13 protein-coding genes are annotated in these 17,850 nt (G+C 36.6%); all 13 read left to right on the top strand.

Features of this window, described 5'->3' with window-relative positions:
• Nucleotides 1-13: 13 nt before the first annotated feature.
• The 13 genes from LNQ34_RS11510 (at nucleotide 14) to LNQ34_RS11570 (ending at nucleotide 17,769) form a co-directional block, all read left to right on the top strand.
• A complete protein-coding gene (locus LNQ34_RS11510) occupies nucleotides 14-3,073 on the top strand; it encodes a TAT-variant-translocated molybdopterin oxidoreductase (protein WP_202702262.1) in 3,060 nt (1,019 codons plus the stop codon).
• Between the two features lie 33 nt (nucleotides 3,074-3,106).
• Nucleotides 3,107-4,510, top strand: a complete 1,404-nt coding sequence (gene nrfD, locus LNQ34_RS11515; protein ID WP_017498154.1) for an NrfD/PsrC family molybdoenzyme membrane anchor subunit — start codon at nucleotides 3,107-3,109, stop codon at nucleotides 4,508-4,510.
• Nucleotides 4,503-5,027 (top strand): DUF3341 domain-containing protein, encoded by a 525-nt coding sequence (locus tag LNQ34_RS11520; protein ID WP_017498155.1) that lies wholly within the window; start codon nucleotides 4,503-4,505, stop codon nucleotides 5,025-5,027. Before nrfD ends, LNQ34_RS11520 begins: the two co-directional genes overlap by 8 nt.
• 8 nt (nucleotides 5,028-5,035) lie before the next feature.
• Nucleotides 5,036-5,581, top strand: coding sequence for a c-type cytochrome (locus LNQ34_RS11525; RefSeq protein WP_229999799.1), 546 nt, complete (start codon nucleotides 5,036-5,038; stop codon nucleotides 5,579-5,581).
• A gap of 27 nt (nucleotides 5,582-5,608) precedes the next feature.
• Nucleotides 5,609-7,129, top strand: a complete 1,521-nt coding sequence (locus LNQ34_RS11530) for a quinol:cytochrome C oxidoreductase (protein ID WP_202702261.1) — start codon at nucleotides 5,609-5,611, stop codon at nucleotides 7,127-7,129.
• A gap of 19 nt (nucleotides 7,130-7,148) precedes the next feature.
• Entirely contained in the window at nucleotides 7,149-8,345 is a 1,197-nt protein-coding gene (locus LNQ34_RS11535; protein WP_202702260.1) for a cytochrome c oxidase subunit II, read from the top strand.
• A gap of 31 nt (nucleotides 8,346-8,376) precedes the next feature.
• Nucleotides 8,377-10,179: a cytochrome c oxidase subunit I gene (locus LNQ34_RS11540; protein WP_202702259.1), complete on the top strand. Its 1,803-nt coding sequence runs from the start codon at nucleotides 8,377-8,379 to the stop codon at nucleotides 10,177-10,179.
• A gap of 586 nt (nucleotides 10,180-10,765) precedes the next feature.
• Nucleotides 10,766-13,393: a bifunctional lysylphosphatidylglycerol flippase/synthetase MprF gene (mprF, locus tag LNQ34_RS11545; RefSeq protein WP_229999801.1), complete on the top strand. Its 2,628-nt coding sequence runs from the start codon at nucleotides 10,766-10,768 to the stop codon at nucleotides 13,391-13,393.
• A complete protein-coding gene (locus LNQ34_RS11550; RefSeq protein WP_229999803.1) occupies nucleotides 13,393-14,064 on the top strand; it encodes a DUF998 domain-containing protein in 672 nt (223 codons plus the stop codon). The genes mprF and LNQ34_RS11550 overlap by 1 nt, the downstream gene beginning before the upstream one ends.
• A gap of 231 nt (nucleotides 14,065-14,295) precedes the next feature.
• Nucleotides 14,296-15,726, top strand: coding sequence for an AcvB/VirJ family lysyl-phosphatidylglycerol hydrolase (locus LNQ34_RS11555; protein ID WP_229999807.1), 1,431 nt, complete (start codon nucleotides 14,296-14,298; stop codon nucleotides 15,724-15,726).
• A 154-nt stretch (nucleotides 15,727-15,880) separates the two neighbouring features.
• Nucleotides 15,881-16,717 carry an alpha/beta fold hydrolase gene (locus LNQ34_RS11560; RefSeq protein ID WP_229999809.1) on the top strand — a complete coding sequence of 279 codons (837 nt, stop codon included), beginning with the start codon at nucleotides 15,881-15,883 and terminating at the stop codon, nucleotides 16,715-16,717.
• 1 nt (nucleotide 16,718) lies between these two features.
• Nucleotides 16,719-17,213: an RNA polymerase sigma factor gene (locus tag LNQ34_RS11565; protein WP_229999810.1), complete on the top strand. Its 495-nt coding sequence runs from the start codon at nucleotides 16,719-16,721 to the stop codon at nucleotides 17,211-17,213.
• Nucleotides 17,200-17,769, top strand: a complete 570-nt coding sequence (locus LNQ34_RS11570; protein WP_229999812.1) for a hypothetical protein — start codon at nucleotides 17,200-17,202, stop codon at nucleotides 17,767-17,769. Before LNQ34_RS11565 ends, LNQ34_RS11570 begins: the two co-directional genes overlap by 14 nt.
• Nucleotides 17,770-17,850 lie beyond the last annotated feature (81 nt).

Here is a 17,850-nt window from a genome sequence, read left to right on the forward strand (position 1 = left end):
ATATTTATATACAATGTCATCAAACAAAAAATACTGGAAAAGTGTTGAAGAACTAGAAAATAGTTCTATTGTTGAGGCGCTTAGAAATAACGAGTTTGTTGAAGAGATTCCTACAGATGAATTCTTAGGGAATGCAGATGCTTTAGCTTCATCTGGAACTTCACGTCGTGACTTTTTAAAGTACGTAGGATTTAGTACTGCGGCAGTTACACTTGCTGCATGTGAAGGTCCTGTGCACAAGTCTATCCCTTATGTTTTACAACCAGAGCAAATCATTCCTGGTGTTGCAGATTATTATGCAACTACTGTATTTGATGGTTTTGATTTTGCTAATCTTTTGGTAAAAACTCGTGAGGGTCGTCCAATTAAAATTGAAAACAATGCAATCGCTGGTGCTAAATTTGCAGCCAATGCGAGAATTCACGCATCTATCTTAGGATTGTATGATAGCGCTCGTTTAAAAGAGCCAAAAGCAGATGGTAAACAAACTACTTGGTCGGCTGTTGATTTGAAAATTAAATCAAGTTTAGCTGAAGCAAAAGCTAAAAACCAACAGGTGGTATTATTAACAAATACACTTGCAAGTCCATCTACTGAAAAATTAATCGCTGAATTTATTGCTAAAAATCCAAATGCTAAGCATGTTGTTTATGATGCAGTTTCTTCATCTGAGGCTTTAGATGCTTTTCAGGCTGTATATGGTCAAAGAGCTTTAGTTGATTACGATTTTTCAAAATCTAACTTAATTGTATCTGTTGGAGCTGATTTCTTAGGAGACTGGCAAGGTGGTGGATACGATAGTGGATATGCAAAAGGACGTATTCCTCAAAACGGAAAAATGTCCCGTCATTTCCAATTCGAATCAAATATGACATTATCCGGAGCCGCTGCTGATAAGCGTGTTCCAATGACTACTGCTGTTCAAAAACAGGCTTTAGTTCAAATATATAACATTATTGCAGGTGCTTCTGTTCCTGTTACTTTAGATGCTGCTTATAAAGCAGAGGTAGTGAAAGCTGCTCAGCAATTAAAAGCTGCCGGATCTAAAGGGGTTCTGGTATCCGGAATCGAAGATAAAAATGCTCAGTTATTAGTTTTAGCTATCAATCAAATATTAGCGAGTGAAGCTTATACTACTGCAGGAGCAAGACAAATTAGAAAAGGATCGAATGCTGTTGTTTCTCAATTAATTAAAGATTTGAATGCTGGAAGTGTTCATACTTTAATTATGAGTGGAGTTAATCCTGTTTACACTTTAGCTGATTCAGCTGCTTTTGTTTCAGGATTGAAAAAAGTTAAAACATCTGTTGCTTTTTCATTAAAAGAAGATGAAACTGCTTCAATTGTTACTGTTGCTGCTCCGGCTCCTCATTATTTAGAGTCTTGGGGAGATTTAGAAATAACAAGCGGAACTTATAGCTTAACGCAACCAACGATTCGCCCTATTTTTAATACCAAACAATTTCAGGATGTTTTATTGTCATTAAATGGTGCCGGAGGTACTTTTTATGATTATTTAAAAGTTAATTCTTCAGCATTTACTGCAGGATCTTCTTGGAACAAAGTATTACATGATGGTGTTGCAGTAGTTGGATCTTCTGCATTGTCTGGTGGTGCTGTTGATGCTGCTACCGCTGCAAATGCACTTGCAAAATCTAAAGCTGCCGGTGATTTCGAATTGGTATTATATACTAAAACAGGATTAGGAGATGGACAACATGCTAATAACCCTTGGTTACAAGAGTTCCCGGATCCAATTACCAGAGTTTCATGGGATAACTATGTTACTGTTTCTAATGCTGATGCTAAAAAATTAGGATTATCAAATGAAATCGTTGCTAATGGTGGTTTGAACGGAAGTTATGCTACTATTACTACTGCTGACGGGGCTAAATTAGAAAACGTTCCGGTAATTGTTCAGCCAGGACAAGCTGTTGGTACAGTTGGTTTAGCAGTTGGTTACGGTCGTAAGGCAGCGTTAAAAGAAGAAATGCAGGTAGGTTTAAATGCTTACGCTTTATATAAAAATTTCAATAGTGTTCAGTCTGTTTCTATTGCGAAAGCAAATGGAGAGCATGAGTTTGCTTGTGTTCAGGGACAAAAAACATTAATGGGTAGAGGAGATATCATTAAAGAAACTACCCTTGATGTATTTAACAAAGAAAATGCTGAACATTGGAATCCACAGCCAATGGTATCTTTAGATCACCAGGAAGTTAAAGCTACAACAGTAGATTTATGGGAATCATTTGATCGTTCTACAGGACATCACTTTAACCTTTCTATCGACTTAAATGCTTGTACAGGTTGTGGAGCTTGTGTAATTGCTTGTCACGCTGAGAACAACGTTCCTGTTGTTGGTAAAGCAGAGGTAAGAAGAAGCCGTGATATGCACTGGTTGCGTATCGACAGATACTATTCTTCTGAAAGCACTTTTGAAGGTGATAACGAAAGAAAAGAAGGAATTGCAGGTTTATCAAGTTCATTATCTACATTTAATGAAATGGAAAAACCAGGAGACAATCCACAGGTTGCATTCCAGCCAGTAATGTGTCAACACTGTAACCACGCTCCTTGTGAAACAGTTTGTCCGGTTGCAGCAACATCTCACGGTCGTCAAGGTCAAAACCACATGGCATACAACAGATGTGTTGGTACTCGTTACTGTGCAAACAACTGTCCATACAAAGTACGTCGTTTCAACTGGTTCTTGTACAACAAAAACAGTGAATTCGACTATCACATGAATGATGATTTAGGTCGTATGGTATTAAACCCAGACGTAAACGTTCGTTCTCGTGGAGTTATGGAAAAATGTTCATTCTGTATTCAAAGTACACAAGCTGTTATTCTTCAGGCAAAACGTGAAGGAAGAGTTGTGGCGAAAGATGAATTCAACAATGCTTGCGCTTGTTCTGCAGCTTGTTCTTCTGGAGCTATGGTGTTTGGAGATGTAAATGATAAAGAAAGCGAAGTTGCTAAGTTAGCAGAAAGCGAAAGAATGTATCATTTATTAGAGCATGTTGGTACAAAACCGAACGTTTTCTATCATGTAAAAGTTAGAAATACTTAGTAAAATTATTAATTAGAAACAATATAAAGGATTATGTCGTCTCACTACGAAGCACCCATTAGAAAACCTTTAGTTATAGGTGATAAATCTTATCACGATGTAACAGTAGATGTAGCTGCACCTGTTGAAGGGCCTGCAAACAAACAATGGTGGATTGTATTTTCAATCGCATTAATAGCCTTCCTTTGGGGATTAGGTTGTATAATTTACACTGTATCTACAGGTATCGGAACATGGGGATTAAATAAAACAGTTGGTTGGGCTTGGGATATCACGAACTTCGTTTGGTGGGTTGGTATTGGTCACGCCGGAACATTAATTTCTGCGGTATTATTACTTTTCCGTCAGCGTTGGAGAATGGCTATTAACCGTTCTGCTGAAGCGATGACTATCTTCTCAGTAGTTCAGGCAGGTTTATTTCCAATTATTCACATGGGTCGTCCATGGTTGGCTTACTGGGTTTTACCTATTCCAAATCAATTTGGATCTTTATGGGTAAACTTTAACTCGCCATTACTTTGGGACGTATTTGCAATTTCAACGTATCTTTCGGTATCATTAGTTTTCTGGTGGACTGGTTTATTGCCTGACTTTGCAATGCTACGTGATAGAGCAATAACACCTTTCAATAAAAGAGTATATTCTATCCTAAGTTTTGGATGGAGCGGTAGAGCAAAAGACTGGCAGCGTTTTGAAGAAGTATCTTTAGTACTTGCAGGTTTAGCTACTCCACTTGTACTTTCTGTACACACCATTGTATCGATGGACTTTGCTACTTCTGTAATCCCAGGATGGCATACCACGATTTTCCCTCCTTACTTCGTTGCAGGAGCGGTATTCTCAGGATTTGCGATGGTAAACACCTTGTTGATCGTTATGAGAAAAGTTTCAAATCTTGAAGCTTACATTACACTACAACATATCGAATTGATGAACATCATTATCATGATCACCGGTTCTATCGTAGGTGTCGCTTACATCACTGAGTTATTCGTAGCCTGGTATTCAGGTGTAGAGTATGAGCAATATGCTTTCTTAAACAGAGCTACCGGACCTTACTGGTGGGCATATTGGTCGATGATGACTTGTAACGTTTTCTCTCCACAGTTCATGTGGTTCAAAAAACTAAGAACAAGTATCATGTTCTCCTTCATTATTTCGATTGTAGTAAACATCGGAATGTGGTTTGAAAGATTCGTAATTATTGTTACTTCTTTACATAGAGATTACCTTCCATCTTCTTGGACAATGTTCTCACCAACATTCGTTGATATTGGAATTTTCATTGGAACAATTGGTTTCTTCTTCGTATTGTTTTTATTATACTCCAGAACATTCCCTGTAATTGCTCAGGCGGAGGTGAAAACAATTTTGAAAGGAACAGGAGATAATTATATTAGAGAAAGAGCAGCAAATAAAGATTCACACCATGAGTAATAAAGTAATATACGCCATTTATAATGACGATGATATTTTGATGGATGCAGTAAAGAAAACCAGAGCTGCTCATCATCATATTGAAGAAGTTTTTACTCCATTCCCAGTTCACGGATTGGATAAAGCTATGGGCTTAGCACCAACAAGATTAGCAATTTGTGCATTTTTATACGGATGTGTTGGTATTTCTGTTGCAACATTCATGATGAGTTATATCATGATTCATGACTGGCCTCAGGATATTGGTGGAAAACCAAGTTTTAGTTTCATTCAGAATATGCCTTCTTTTGTGCCAATTATGTTTGAGATGACTGTATTTTTTGCTGCCCACTTAATGGTAATCACTTTTTACATGAGAAGTAGATTGTGGCCATTCAAACAAGCTGAAAATCCTGATGTAAGAACAACAGACGACCATTTCTTAATGGAAGTTGCTGTAAATGATAACGAAGCAGAATTAGTTTCTTTTTTCGAAGGAACAGGAGCTGTTGAAGTTAAAGTAATCGAAAAGAATTAATTGTAGCTATGAAAAGGATATATAAAATAACACTTTTAGTTGGTATAACTATTTTAGTTTCATCTTGCCACAATAATTCGGCACCAAACTATCAGTATTTCCCAAATATGTATGAATCTGTTGCTTACGAGCCCTATACAGAAGCAAAAGTATTTAAAGGAGGAAAAGAAGGACAGCTTCCTGTAGAAGGAACTATCAACAGAGGTTTTGAACCTTATGAGTATGAGAATTCAACTGCTGGTTATGAATTAGCGAAAGCAAATTTAAAATCACCTTTGACTGAAGCTGAAAAAAGTTCTGAAAAAGGAAAAGAACTTTTTGAAATTTATTGTATCAGCTGCCATGGTGCAACTGGAAACGGTAAAGGTAAATTGGTTGAAAGAGAAAAATTTCTTGGAGTACCTAGCTACAAAGACAGAGTAATCACTGAAGGGAGTATCTTTCACGTTGAGACTTATGGTTTAAATGCAATGGGTTCACATGCAAATCAATTAAGTGCCCACGAACGTTGGTTAGTTGCTGACTATGTTCTAAAACTAAAAAGCCAATTATAATTGTTGAACAAACTGATCGTAATAGATATGTATACATTTTCAAGTAAATTAAAAACTTTTTCTATCGTCCTAATGGTTCTTGGCCTATTAGGAATTGGGTATGGTTTTTTAAATGCACCTAAAGATATTCAAGAAGTTGAAAAAATACTAGCTGCAGATGCTCATGGTTCTCATGGTGCTGCGCATGGTGAAGCTGCGGAAGCTTCTCATGAAACTGCAGGTCATGAAGCTACAGAAGCTTCACATGAAGGTGCTGCACATGCAGAAGCTCCGGCAGCTTCACATGATACAGCAGAAGCTTCACATGATTCACTTAAAGGTGCAGCGCACGCAGAAACTCCAGCAGTTTCTCATGAAGCTGCAAAAGTTTCACATGACTCACACGAAGGTGGAGAGCATGCGAAAGTTGATGCCGCAGGTGAACATGAAAAACATTTGGAGCATGTATTGCACCAATTGCAAAACAAACCATGGTCAGCATTATATGTTGCTTGTATTTTCTTTTTACTACTTTCTATGGGAGTTTTAGCATTTTATGCTATTCAACAAGTTGCTCAGGCAGGTTGGTCTCCGGTATTGTTTAGAGTAATGCAGGGAATCACAGGTTATTTACCAGCTGGTTCTGTTATATTCTTTATTATTTTAGTACTTTGCGGATTGCATTTTAACCACATTTTCGTTTGGTTAGGAGAAGGAGTTACAGATCCAAAACATGCTAATTATGATGCTATCATTGCTGGAAAAGCAGGTTACCTTAACTTTCCATTTTGGATCATCAGAGCAGCAATCTTTTTAATAGGATGGAACTTATACCGTCACTATTCCAGAAAAAACTGTTTGGCTCAGGACGAAGCTAAAGATGATCTATACTACAAAAAGAACTTTAAGTTATCTGCAGGATTCTTAGTTTTCTTTATCGTATCTGAGTCTATTATGTCTTGGGACTGGATTATGTCATTTGATCCACACTGGTTCAGTACATTGTTCGGATGGTATGTTTTTGCTTCTTTCTTTGTAAGTGGTATTACTACAATCGCATTAGTAACGATCTACTTAAAATCTAAAGGATATTTAGAATATGTAAACACAAGCCATATTCATGATTTAGCTAAATTCATGTTTGGTATCAGTGTATTCTGGACATACTTATGGTTCTCACAATTCATGTTGATCTGGTACGCTAATATTCCTGAAGAGGTTACGTATTTCGTAACTAGAATTCAATTATACAACTTACCATTTTTTGGAGCTGTAGTTATGAACTTTTTGTTCCCATTATTAATATTGATCAATACAGACTTCAAACGTCTTAACTGGGTTATCGTAATGGCTGGTGTAGTGATCTTGTTAGGACACTATGTTGATTTCTTTAATATGATTATGCCTGGTACAGTTGGAGATAAATGGTTTATTGGAGTTTCTGAAATTGCATCTATTCTTTTCTTCTTAGGTTTGTTTATTTTTGTCGTATTTACTGCATTAACTAAAGCTCCTTTGTTAGCAAAAAGAAATCCTTTCATTGAAGAAAGTAAACATTTTCATTATTAATATTTAAAGAAGTAAACAGATGACAAGTTTGTTGGTAATTATAGTTTTAGTTTTATTAGCAGTTGCATTGTGGCAATTGACCAAGATATTCGATCTTACGCAGGTGGGATCCTCTTCTTCGGACGATTCGCAAGTAGCATCTGATAATGATAATAATGTTCAGGGATATGTTATGTTTGGCTTTTTGGCTTTCATTTATATCTTTACGATTTACGGTTTACTAAAATGGGGTGGTTTAGCACTTCATACTCCGGCTTCAGAGCACGGACTTTTGGTAGATAATTTAATGAATATTACCTGGGTTTTAATTTTTGTAGTTCAGTTTATTACACAAGGTTTATTATACTGGTTCTCTTTTAAAAACAGAGGACATAAAGATAAAAAAGCTTTATTCTTTGCTGATAGTAATAAATTAGAAGCAATTTGGAGTATTATTCCATCTGTAGTTTTGGCTTGTTTAATTCTTTACGGATTATACGCTTGGAACAACATTATGTTTGTTGATAAAGACGAGGATGTAATCGAAATTGAATTATACGCTCAACAATTTAAATGGACAGCAAGATATGCTGGTCAGGACAATGTTTTAGGAAAAGCAAACGTTCGTTTAATCGAAGGTGTTAATACTTTAGGAGTTGACATGTCTGATCCTAATGCTCAGGATGATATTGTAGTTACTGAATTGCATATTCCAAAAGGTAAAAAAGTACATTTCAAAATGCGTTCTCAAGACGTATTGCACTCGGCTTACATGCCTCACTTTAGAGCGCAGATGAACTGTGTTCCGGGTATGGTTACTGAATTTGCTTTTATTCCAACGTACACTACTTCTGAATACAGAGAGTTACCTTTTATGGTGGAGAAAGTTGCACACATCAATAAACTTAGAGCTGAAAAAAGCGTTGAGTTAGTGGCTAAAGGTGGAACAGCTTTAGATCCTTATACATTTGACTATTTATTATTATGTAATAAAATCTGTGGATCTTCTCACTACAACATGCAAATGAAAGTAGTTGTGGATACTCCGGAAGATTATAAAAAATGGTTAAGCGAAAAAACTACATTAGCTCAGGATATTAAAGCCGCTGCTGCTGCAGATGCTGAAAAAAAGGCTGGTGAAGAAGCAAAAGCGAGCACTGATAGTACTGCTAAAGATACTGTGAAAGCAGTTATTGATACGGTTAAAGCAGTTGTAGCTAAAGTGGCTATGAAATAATATTTATTAAGAAAATTTAAAGTACACATATATGTCAGCAGAAGCGCACGGTCACGATCACGGACACGATCACGAGCACGAACATCATCATAAAGACACCTTCATTACTAAATACATCTTTAGTATTGATCACAAAATGATTGCTAAGCAATACTTACTTACAGGTATTGTAATGGGAGTAATTGGTATTGCAATGTCGTTGCTTTTCAGAATGCAATTGGCTTGGCCAGAAGAGTCTTTTAAAATTTTTAATGTTTTATTAGGAGATAAATTTGCACCTGATGGTGTAATGGCAAATGATATTTATCTGGCTTTGGTTACCATTCACGGTACCATCATGGTATTCTTTGTACTGACGGCCGGTTTGAGCGGAACCTTTAGTAACTTATTGATTCCACTTCAAATTGGAGCGCGAGATATGGCTTCCGGATTTATGAATATGATTTCATACTGGTTGTTCTTCTTATCTGCTGTAGTAATGTTATGTTCCTTATTTGTTGAAGCTGGACCAGCATCTGCAGGTTGGACAATTTACCCGCCATTAAGTGCTTTACCACAAGCAATCCCAGGTTCTGGAACAGGTATGACTTTGTGGTTAGTTTCAATGGCTATCTTTATCGCATCTTCTTTAATGGGATCTTTGAACTACATTGTAACGGTTATCAACCTTAGAACAAAAGGAATGTCTATGACAAGACTTCCATTGACTATCTGGACATTTTTCGTAACAGCTATCATTGGTGTTATTTCGTTCCCTGTATTATTGTCAGCTGCTTTATTATTGATCTTTGACAGAAGTTTTGGTACTTCATTCTTCTTATCTGATATCTATATTGCCGGAGAGGTTTTACACTACCAAGGTGGTTCTCCTGTATTGTTCGAACACTTATTCTGGTTTTTAGGACACCCTGAGGTTTACATCGTAATCTTACCAGCAATGGGTCTTGTTTCTGAAATTATGGCTACAAACTCTCGTAAACCAATCTTTGGTTACAGAGCGATGATTATGTCAGTTCTTGCAATTGCATTTTTATCTACAATTGTTTGGGGTCACCATATGTTTATTTCAGGTATGAATCCTTTCTTAGGATCTGTATTTACCTTTACTACTTTATTGATTGCAATTCCATCTGCTGTAAAAGCGTTCAACTGGATCACAACTTTATGGAAAGGTAACTTACAATTCAACCCTGCAATGTTATTCTCTATCGGAATGGTTTCTACTTTCATCACTGGAGGTTTAACAGGAATCATTTTAGGAGATAGTACGCTGGATATTAACGTTCACGATACTTACTTCGTAATTGCTCACTTTCACTTAGTAATGGGTATTTCTGCACTTTATGGAATGTTTGCTGGTATTTACCACTGGTTCCCTAAAATGTACGGAAGAATGTTGAATAAAAATTTAGGTTACATTCACTTTTGGATCACAGCAGTTTGTGCTTACGGAGTATTCTTCCCAATGCACTTTATCGGATTAGCTGGTTTACCAAGACGTTACTATACAAACACAAACTTCCCATTATTTGATGATTTACAAAATGTGAATGTTTTAATTACAACATTTGCTCTTGTAGGAGGTGCGTTCCAATTAGTATTCTTATACAATTTCTTCGTTAGTATTTTCTACGGTAAGAAAGCAGTTCAGAATCCATGGAAATCAACAACATTAGAGTGGACTACTCCTGTAGAACATATCCACGGTAACTGGCCAGGTGAAATTCCTCACGTATACCGTTGGCCGTATGACTACAGTAACCCGAATCACGATGTAGATTTTGTACCGCAAAATGTACCGATGAAAGAAGGTGAAGAAGTTCTACACCACTAAAAATATTTTAAAAGACTGTCTGAGAAGACAGTCTTTTTTGTTTTTATAAGCCGCATAGAATGCGAATCTGATTATTTGATTTGCGTAGGAAAAGATTTGAATCCAAATTTCAATTGTGACAGGAGCACTATTGAAATTTGGATTTGCTGTGAAGGAACTATGGCAAAAGCATGGTGCGCAGTACTATGAATGATGATGGCAATTGTGGGTTACGCCCTGAAAGGGCAAAAGCCTGTCCGCAAAGAAAAGCATCCGGTATATTTAGTACTTGATTCTCTAAGAATGCTTTTTTTATTGGGATTTGTTGGAGTTGAAAATTGCTTTTGCCCTTTCAGGATAATTCTACACCTTAATCGAAGTTGTAGCGCTTTGCACTATGCTCGCGCTTTTCTGGCTTTCAGTCCTTTTTGCCAACTTTTGTTCTTGGTTCGAAAAAGTTAATTAGTTGTAGTCATAATTAGCCTTAGCTTTTTATGGTTTGTAAAAGTGAGAAAAATAGCAGGTTAAATGATTGACAGGTAGATAATTATTGTATATTTATATAGAAACAGGTTTCATTTTTCATAAGTAAATTAATCGCTGTAATATGAAGACACAAGTGATTTCCAATAGCATTTTTAGTTTTTTTAAAGACAGAAAGGGAGTCTCTTTTTTACGTGAGAATGATAAAATTATCAGACAGTTTGTATTTACTATTTTTTTTATTGGAATCGGAATCTGGTTTATCAAACACGAACGTTCGGAATTAGTAGAAGTTAATACAGTAATTACCAATGCCAGCTTTTTTTGGGTTTCGTGCGGAATTGCTCTTGCTTTCTTGTATGTATCTCTTCAGGCGTTAATGTATTTTGCTTCTTTTAAAGCTGTTCAAAGTGGGATCTCTTTTAAACAGGCCATTGTTTTATTTCTCAAGCGAAATTTTGTAAGCGTTTTTTTGCCGGCGGGAGGAATTTCTTCTTTAGCTTTTTTTACAAAATCTATTGAAAAGAGCGGTGTAAAACCAACTCAAATTCATTTTGCTTCTGTAGTTTATGGTTTTGTCGGGATACTCTCGGTTATTATTGTGGCAATACCGGCGTTAATTTACTCTTTATTTGAGGGAACTGCGGGGTCTGGTGTAGGATATGCTCTGGGAGCGGTTGTGATCTTAGCTTTGTTTGTTTTTCTGATTTATGATTCGATATTAAAAAAAGGGTCTCTGTACCGTCTCGTTATAAAACTTCTTCCTTCTGCAGTTGTCTTTTTAGATGATTTGCAACAAAACAGAATCTTAAAAAAGAAATTTCTGCAAGTTGTTTTGTATTCCGTACTCATCGAGTTTGCCGGAATAGCTCATTTGTATATTGCGATGATTGCTTTGGGGTTTGAACCGTCGTTGCCTGCCGCTGTAATAGGATACATTGTTTCGGTTGTTTTTTTAATCGTTTCTCCTTTTTTGAGAGGGTTAGGGGCTATAGAAATCTCGATGAGTTTTATATTAATACAATTCGGGTTTGATAATGTTAGTGCTATTGCCATCACTTTTTTGTATCGTTTCTTCGAATTTTGGATTCCATTAGTTGCAGGGGCACTAGTTTTTTTGTTTCATGCGAATACCTTATTGATGCGGGTGGTGCCATCGTTTTTACTTTTTGTTCTGGGGTTAATAAATATAGTGTCTGTATTAACTCCGGCTATTTCAGAACGACTGCACATTCTCAGAAACATTATTCCTGTCTCGGCTATTAAAGCATCAAATGATTTTGTGATAACTGCGGGTTTATTCATGTTGGTAAATGCGACATTTATGCTCAAAGGTTTGCGAAATGCCTGGTGGTCTGCCATTTTCTTAAGCGGTATTTCTGTGATCGGACACCTCACAAAGGCCATTGATTATGAAGAAGCAGTAATCGCTTTGATTGTTTTTATCAGTTTAATTATTACCAGAAAAGAATATTATATCAAGAGCAATTCGCACTTGCAGAGTATCGGATTAAAAACAGTTTTAATTACTATGGCAGCTGTTTTAATATACAGCATTCTGGGATTCTATTTTTTGGATAAGAAACATTTTGGTATCGATTTTCATTGGCAGCAATCTATTAGATATGGATTTCAGAATTACTTTTTGGTGGGGAGCTCTGATTTGGTTCCCCTCGACAGATTTGCAAGGCGCTTTTTACTTTCCATCAACATTAGTGGTTTTTTATCCATTGGCTTTTTGATCTTTGCCTTAATTCGTCCCTACACCATAAAGAAAGAGGCAGTAGAAGATGATTTTTTATCTGCTAAAGATCTTCTGACTCTTTATGGAACTTCTGCTTTGGATTATTTTAAAACGTATGACGATAAAAATATTTTTTTAGCGACAAGTAAAAAGTCTTTTTTAGCTTATCGTGTGGGGGATAGTTTTGCGGTGGTTTTAGAAAACCCCGTCGCAGCATCGGAGGATGAATTTAAACAGTGTATTGTCGAGTTTGACTCGTATTGTTACGAGAATGGCTTGCGAAGTATTTATTATCGTGTACCCGAAGAAAATTTAGAACTCTTTGCCTCACTACACAAAAAGAATTTGTTTATAGGACAGGAAGCTGTCGTAGATTTATCGGTATTTACTATGGAAGGAGGGGCTAAAAAATCATTGCGTAATGCGATAAGCAAAGTCAAAGAAAAGGGGTTTAAGACTACGATTCATACCGCACCGGTTAAAGACGGATTGCTGCAAAAAGTTAAAGCGGTAAGTGATGAATGGCTTGCAGGTACCGGAAGAACTGAAATCGTTTTTTCGCAGGGTAAATTTGATTGGGAAGAACTCAAACAGCAAACCATCATAACAGTTGAAAATGCAGAAGAGAAAATTGTGGCTTTTTTAAATGTGATTCCGGATTATGCTAAAGGAGAAGGAACCTACGATTTGATTCGGAAAACCAATGATGCGCCGAATGGCATCATCGATTTTATCCTTTTAGAACTTTTTGCTTATTTGAAAACTCAGGGCTGTACGTCAGTCAATTTAGGATTAGCTGCGATGAGTGGAATTGAAGACCCGGACACTTTTCCGGAAAAGTCAATGAAGTTTGCTTATGAAAGAATTAAGTATTTTTCGCATTATAAAGGATTGCGTGATTTTAAGGAAAGATTTTCTCCGGTTTGGTACAATAAATACTTAGTGTATACGCATGATTATGATTTGCTGCAGGCTCCGCTAGTTTTAAATAAAGTCGTAAAACCATAATGGAGAAGATGAAGACCGGGAAAACAGTACCATTCAATTGGGTTAGAGCAGCAGCAGTAATGTGTATAATTACCTGTATTTCTGATTTTGTAGTGCTATTTGTTTTGGGGAGTTGTTATCAAGGGTATAGTCAGCTGCGGAACACCATTAGTTCGTTGGGAGCCACTATTAGTCCGGTATCCAAATTAATTTCTGCCTGGTGGATTTTAATTGGAATCGTATTTGTTTTTTTTGGAGTCTTTTTCAGAAAAGCTTTTGAGAAAGATGGGAGATATGTAAAACTTGCTTCTTTGTTGATTGTGATGTATGGATTAGGAGAAGGGATAGGCTCCGGTTTGTTTAAAGCGGATAGCATAAACGGTAAAAGGACATTCTCGTTTCTTTTGCATGATATTGTAGGGGGTATCGGAATTATTGCTGCAGTATTGTTGCCTTTAGTAATGTGCAGCGTGATTTCAAAAGAAGACAATTCACCGTTTTACTGTTTTTCATGGATTGTTTTTATCATTGGCAGTATTACGCTGTTGTGCTTTGGGATTCGTTTTCCTTCTGAGGCAGGTGATTTAATTGCTTCATGCAAAGGATTATGGCAAAGGCTTTTTCTGCTCAATCTGTATGTTTATTTTATTGCAATTTCAGTCATAATGTATAATAGGAAAATTCCAGTTTAACTCGTTGGGCGTAATTACTAAATTTTTAGTTAAACACATAGAAACATTGATTTTTCAACTGGAAAGGAATACAAAAAGAAACAAATTTCTCTCACATAGTAAATACTTTGTGTATTAAAATGAAGTGAAACGCCTTTTTTTGTTAGTCAAAGCCTATGTTTCTATGAGTTAAATTAATTACACCCAACAGGTTTATAGTTTAAGATTTCGTAATGTTAAAAAACAATCAAGATGAACAAAGTCGTAACACTTCTTCTGTCGGTTTTTATTTTTGGGACTAATGTTTATGCCGTAACAACAGATACTTTAAGGGTTGGAGCATTTGGAAAAATTATGATATACAAACCTAAAACAACACCAACAGCGGTTGTTTTGTTTGTGTCAGGTGATGGTGGATGGAACAGCGGTGTCGTCGATATGGCTAAAAATATTGTCGACCAGGGAGCTGTGGTTGCGGGGATTGATATTCAGTATTATTTTAAGGAAATCAAAAAAGAAAAATCCAAATGTTATTATCCTGCCGGAGACTTTGAAGAGCTTAGTCTGATGCTGCAAAAAAAGATAAAGATGAAGCAATATCTAAAGCCAATATTGGCCGGATATTCTTCGGGAGCAACCTTGGTCTATGGTATGCTGGCTCAGGCTCCCGCGAATACTTTTGGCGGAGCCATTGCTTTAGGGTTTTGTCCCGATATAGAAACCGACAGGACTTTATGTGACGGTTCCGGACTGACGTCACATGTCTTGAAAGAAGGAAAAGCTTATTTTCTGGAAAAAACCGTAAAATTATCGGCTCCTTTTATCGTCTTGCAAGGAACCACCGATCAGGTTTGTAATTATGCCGACACCCAAAAATACATGGAAGGCATGAATCAGGGAAAACTAATCACACTGCCCAAAGTGGGACATGGTTTTTCTGTTACTAAAAACTGGCTGCCTCAATTTACAACTGCCTTCAGGGAGATTTTGAACACCCCGAATTATAGTCAACAGAAATCAGAACAAAACCTTTTGCTGAAAGAACAGCACCTTGCACCTTTGCCTTTTGAAATGCCTTTAATCTTAATTCCAACAAAAAGTAAAGAGGAATCTTTGCCGGTCGCTTTTTTAATTTCAGGTGATGGAGGATGGACAAGTTTTGATCAATCTGTCGGGGAAACTTTGGCAGAGAAAGGAATTGCCGTAATAGGATTGGATTCCCAGAAATATTTTTGGAATGCCAAAACTCCTGCCGAGACTTCGAATGCAATAGCCAAAGCAGTTGAACATTATTTACAGCAATGGAATCGAAAAACATTTATACTTGCCGGTTATTCATTTGGTGCTTCTGTAATTCCGTTTGTAGCAGGTAATTTTCCGGAACCCCTAAAAGAAAAATTAAAAGGATTGTATTTGTTGTCTCCGGATGTAAAAGCTGATTTTGAAATTCATATTGCAGACATGCTGAGTATGGAAAGTTCGAAGGACACTTTTGATGTGATTTCCGAAATAAAAAAAATCAAGTCCTATAATCCAATTTGTTTTTTCGGAGATGAAGAAGACGCCGCAACCCGCAATCGTTTCTCAGCAGCCGGAATCAAAACTATTGCTTTGCCCGGGTCACATCACTACAACAATGACTATAATAAAATAGTCGAGAGTATTCTGAAAGAGATTAAATAATTAAAGTAGCTGGATTATTCAGTTTTTTGCGGAACAAAAGCACACGTGAAGTGCCGCAGATTAAGGGATTGTAATTTATTTTAAAAAAAAGTATTTTTTGAGGTAACAAATAGCATAGCACTGCATCAAAAGAGAAACTTTAAAAAATAACATTATGAAAACTAAATCAATTTTACTGATCGCATTGATGCTTCTTATTTCAAAATCTGTTTTTTCGCAAACCGCTTTTAAGGTTGATGTAAAAGGAAAAGGAGCACCTGTTTTATTATTTCCGGGTTTTGGCTGTACAGGAGAAGTGTGGAACGAAACCGTAGCCGAACTTTCTAAAAATTACGAATGCCATATTTTTACTTTTGCCGGGTTTGGAAATGTTCCTCCAATTGAAGGCCCTTGGTTGTCTACAATAAAAAATCAGGTTGTCTCTTATGTCAAAACGAAGAAACTAAAGAAAGCCACATTAATGGGTCACAGTTTGGGAGGAACTCTAAGTTTGTGGCTGGCAGCCGAAGAAACGAATTTGTTCAAAAAAGTAATCATCGTTGATGCTTTACCGGCAAGTGCAGCACTAATGATTCCTAATTACAAAGGAGAAGTTATTCCTTATGACAATCCACAAAGCAAAATGATGCTGGCTATGGACCAAAAGGCTTTCAATGCCATGAATTCCCAGACGACTTCTTATATGTGTCTGAACAAAGAAAAGCAAAAAACAATCAACGAATGGATGAATGCGGCCGACAGGAAAACCTATGTATACGGTTATATCGATATGCTTAATTTAGATTTACGCAAAGAAATTGCCAAAATTAAAATTCCGGTAGTAATTTTAGCGGCCACAAATCCCGATCTTGCTACTGTACAAAACACTTATAAAGCACAGTATGAAAATCTGCCATCGGTGAAAATTTATTATGCAGCAAATTCGGCACATTTTGTAATGTACGATCAACCGGAGTGGTTCATGGAAAAAGTAAAATCAGAAATACGTTAAGGTGAATAAAAAAGAACAATTTAACGAGATATATAACAAACATTACAATAAAGTGTTTCGTTTGTGCAAAGGTTATTTTTGTGGAGATATTGCATTAGCTTCTGATGCAGCTCAGGAAGTTTTCATCAAGGTTTGGGAGCATTTAGATACCTTTCGGAATGAATCGAGCATCAGTACCTGGATTTACAGGATCACCGTTAATACCTGTCTTCTTTTTTTACGAAAATCATCTACGCGAAAAGAAATCAGAACAGATATACCGCCTAAGGTTGCTTCGGAAACGTATTCGGATGAAAAAGAAGAACAGCTTCAGCAAATGTATCAGTGCATACAAAAGCTCGAAGAAACCAATAAAATGATCATTCTGATGATCTTAGATGGTGTCGAATATCCCGAAATATCAGAAGTAATTGGAATCACTGAAGAAACACTTCGGGTTAGAATCCATCGAATTAAAAAAAGTTTAACGCAATGTGTACAAAATGAAAACATTTGAAGATTTACAAAACATTTGGGATCAGCAAGCAGCATCCAATATAAAACCAGCCGCCAATGATGTCATTGAAAAGGCAGAAGCACATACTAAAAAAATAAAACGCAATCATCTTTGGACCAGAATAATTCTGAGTCTGACGGCAATCATACTGATCGTCTATTACATTTGGGTGGGAGCCTATAAACAAACTGTATTCAGTTTCGGATTGGGAATTATGATTACCATGCTGGTGGTCCGCATCGCTCTGGAGTGGAGGAGCGCAAGAAAATTCGAGAATTTAAAAACAGACGTTCCTTTAATCGAATACAGCAAGCAGGCTCAACACTTTTATCAATGGAGAAAAAAAATCCATTACATTTTTACGCCCATAATTTATATGACTTATGTTGCCGGCTTTACCTTGCTTTTACCCGTTTTTAAAGAAAATTTCTCCAGAGGTTTTTATCTCTATATCCTTGTTAGCGGATTTGGTTTTTTACTGTTTTTTGGAGTTATGTTGGTAAGAATCATTAAGAGGGAAGTAAAGCTCCTGGATTTCTTAAAAGACATTTCCTAAAAAGAGTATCGGAATTCAAATGGCGGATAACGAAGAGGTGTTCGTCATTAGTCCGGCAAAGGAATGATTTAGAACTTGAAA

The organism is Flavobacterium lipolyticum, from assembly GCF_020905335.1.
Classification (GTDB): Bacteria; Bacteroidota; Bacteroidia; order Flavobacteriales; family Flavobacteriaceae; genus Flavobacterium; species Flavobacterium lipolyticum.

What these genes read in the sequence shown, in the direction of transcription:
- LNQ34_RS11530 (WP_202702261.1), top strand. Translation starts at nt 5,609, where the DNA reads ATGTATACATTTTCAAGTAAATTAAAAACTTTTTCTATCGTCCTAATG.
- nrfD (WP_017498154.1), top strand. Translation starts at nt 3,107, where the DNA reads ATGTCGTCTCACTACGAAGCACCCATTAGAAAACCTTTAGTTATAGGT.
- LNQ34_RS11525 (WP_229999799.1), top strand. Translation starts at nt 5,036, where the DNA reads ATGAAAAGGATATATAAAATAACACTTTTAGTTGGTATAACTATTTTA.
- LNQ34_RS11540 (WP_202702259.1), top strand. Translation starts at nt 8,377, where the DNA reads ATGTCAGCAGAAGCGCACGGTCACGATCACGGACACGATCACGAGCAC.
- LNQ34_RS11510 (WP_202702262.1), top strand. Translation starts at nt 14, where the DNA reads ATGTCATCAAACAAAAAATACTGGAAAAGTGTTGAAGAACTAGAAAAT.
- LNQ34_RS11570 (WP_229999812.1), top strand. Translation starts at nt 17,200, where the DNA reads ATGAAAACATTTGAAGATTTACAAAACATTTGGGATCAGCAAGCAGCA.
- LNQ34_RS11550 (WP_229999803.1), top strand. Translation starts at nt 13,393, where the DNA reads ATGGAGAAGATGAAGACCGGGAAAACAGTACCATTCAATTGGGTTAGA.
- mprF (WP_229999801.1), top strand. Translation starts at nt 10,766, where the DNA reads ATGAAGACACAAGTGATTTCCAATAGCATTTTTAGTTTTTTTAAAGAC.
- LNQ34_RS11555 (WP_229999807.1), top strand. Translation starts at nt 14,296, where the DNA reads ATGAACAAAGTCGTAACACTTCTTCTGTCGGTTTTTATTTTTGGGACT.
- LNQ34_RS11560 (WP_229999809.1), top strand. Translation starts at nt 15,881, where the DNA reads ATGAAAACTAAATCAATTTTACTGATCGCATTGATGCTTCTTATTTCA.
- LNQ34_RS11535 (WP_202702260.1), top strand. Translation starts at nt 7,149, where the DNA reads ATGACAAGTTTGTTGGTAATTATAGTTTTAGTTTTATTAGCAGTTGCA.
- LNQ34_RS11520 (WP_017498155.1), top strand. Translation starts at nt 4,503, where the DNA reads ATGAGTAATAAAGTAATATACGCCATTTATAATGACGATGATATTTTG.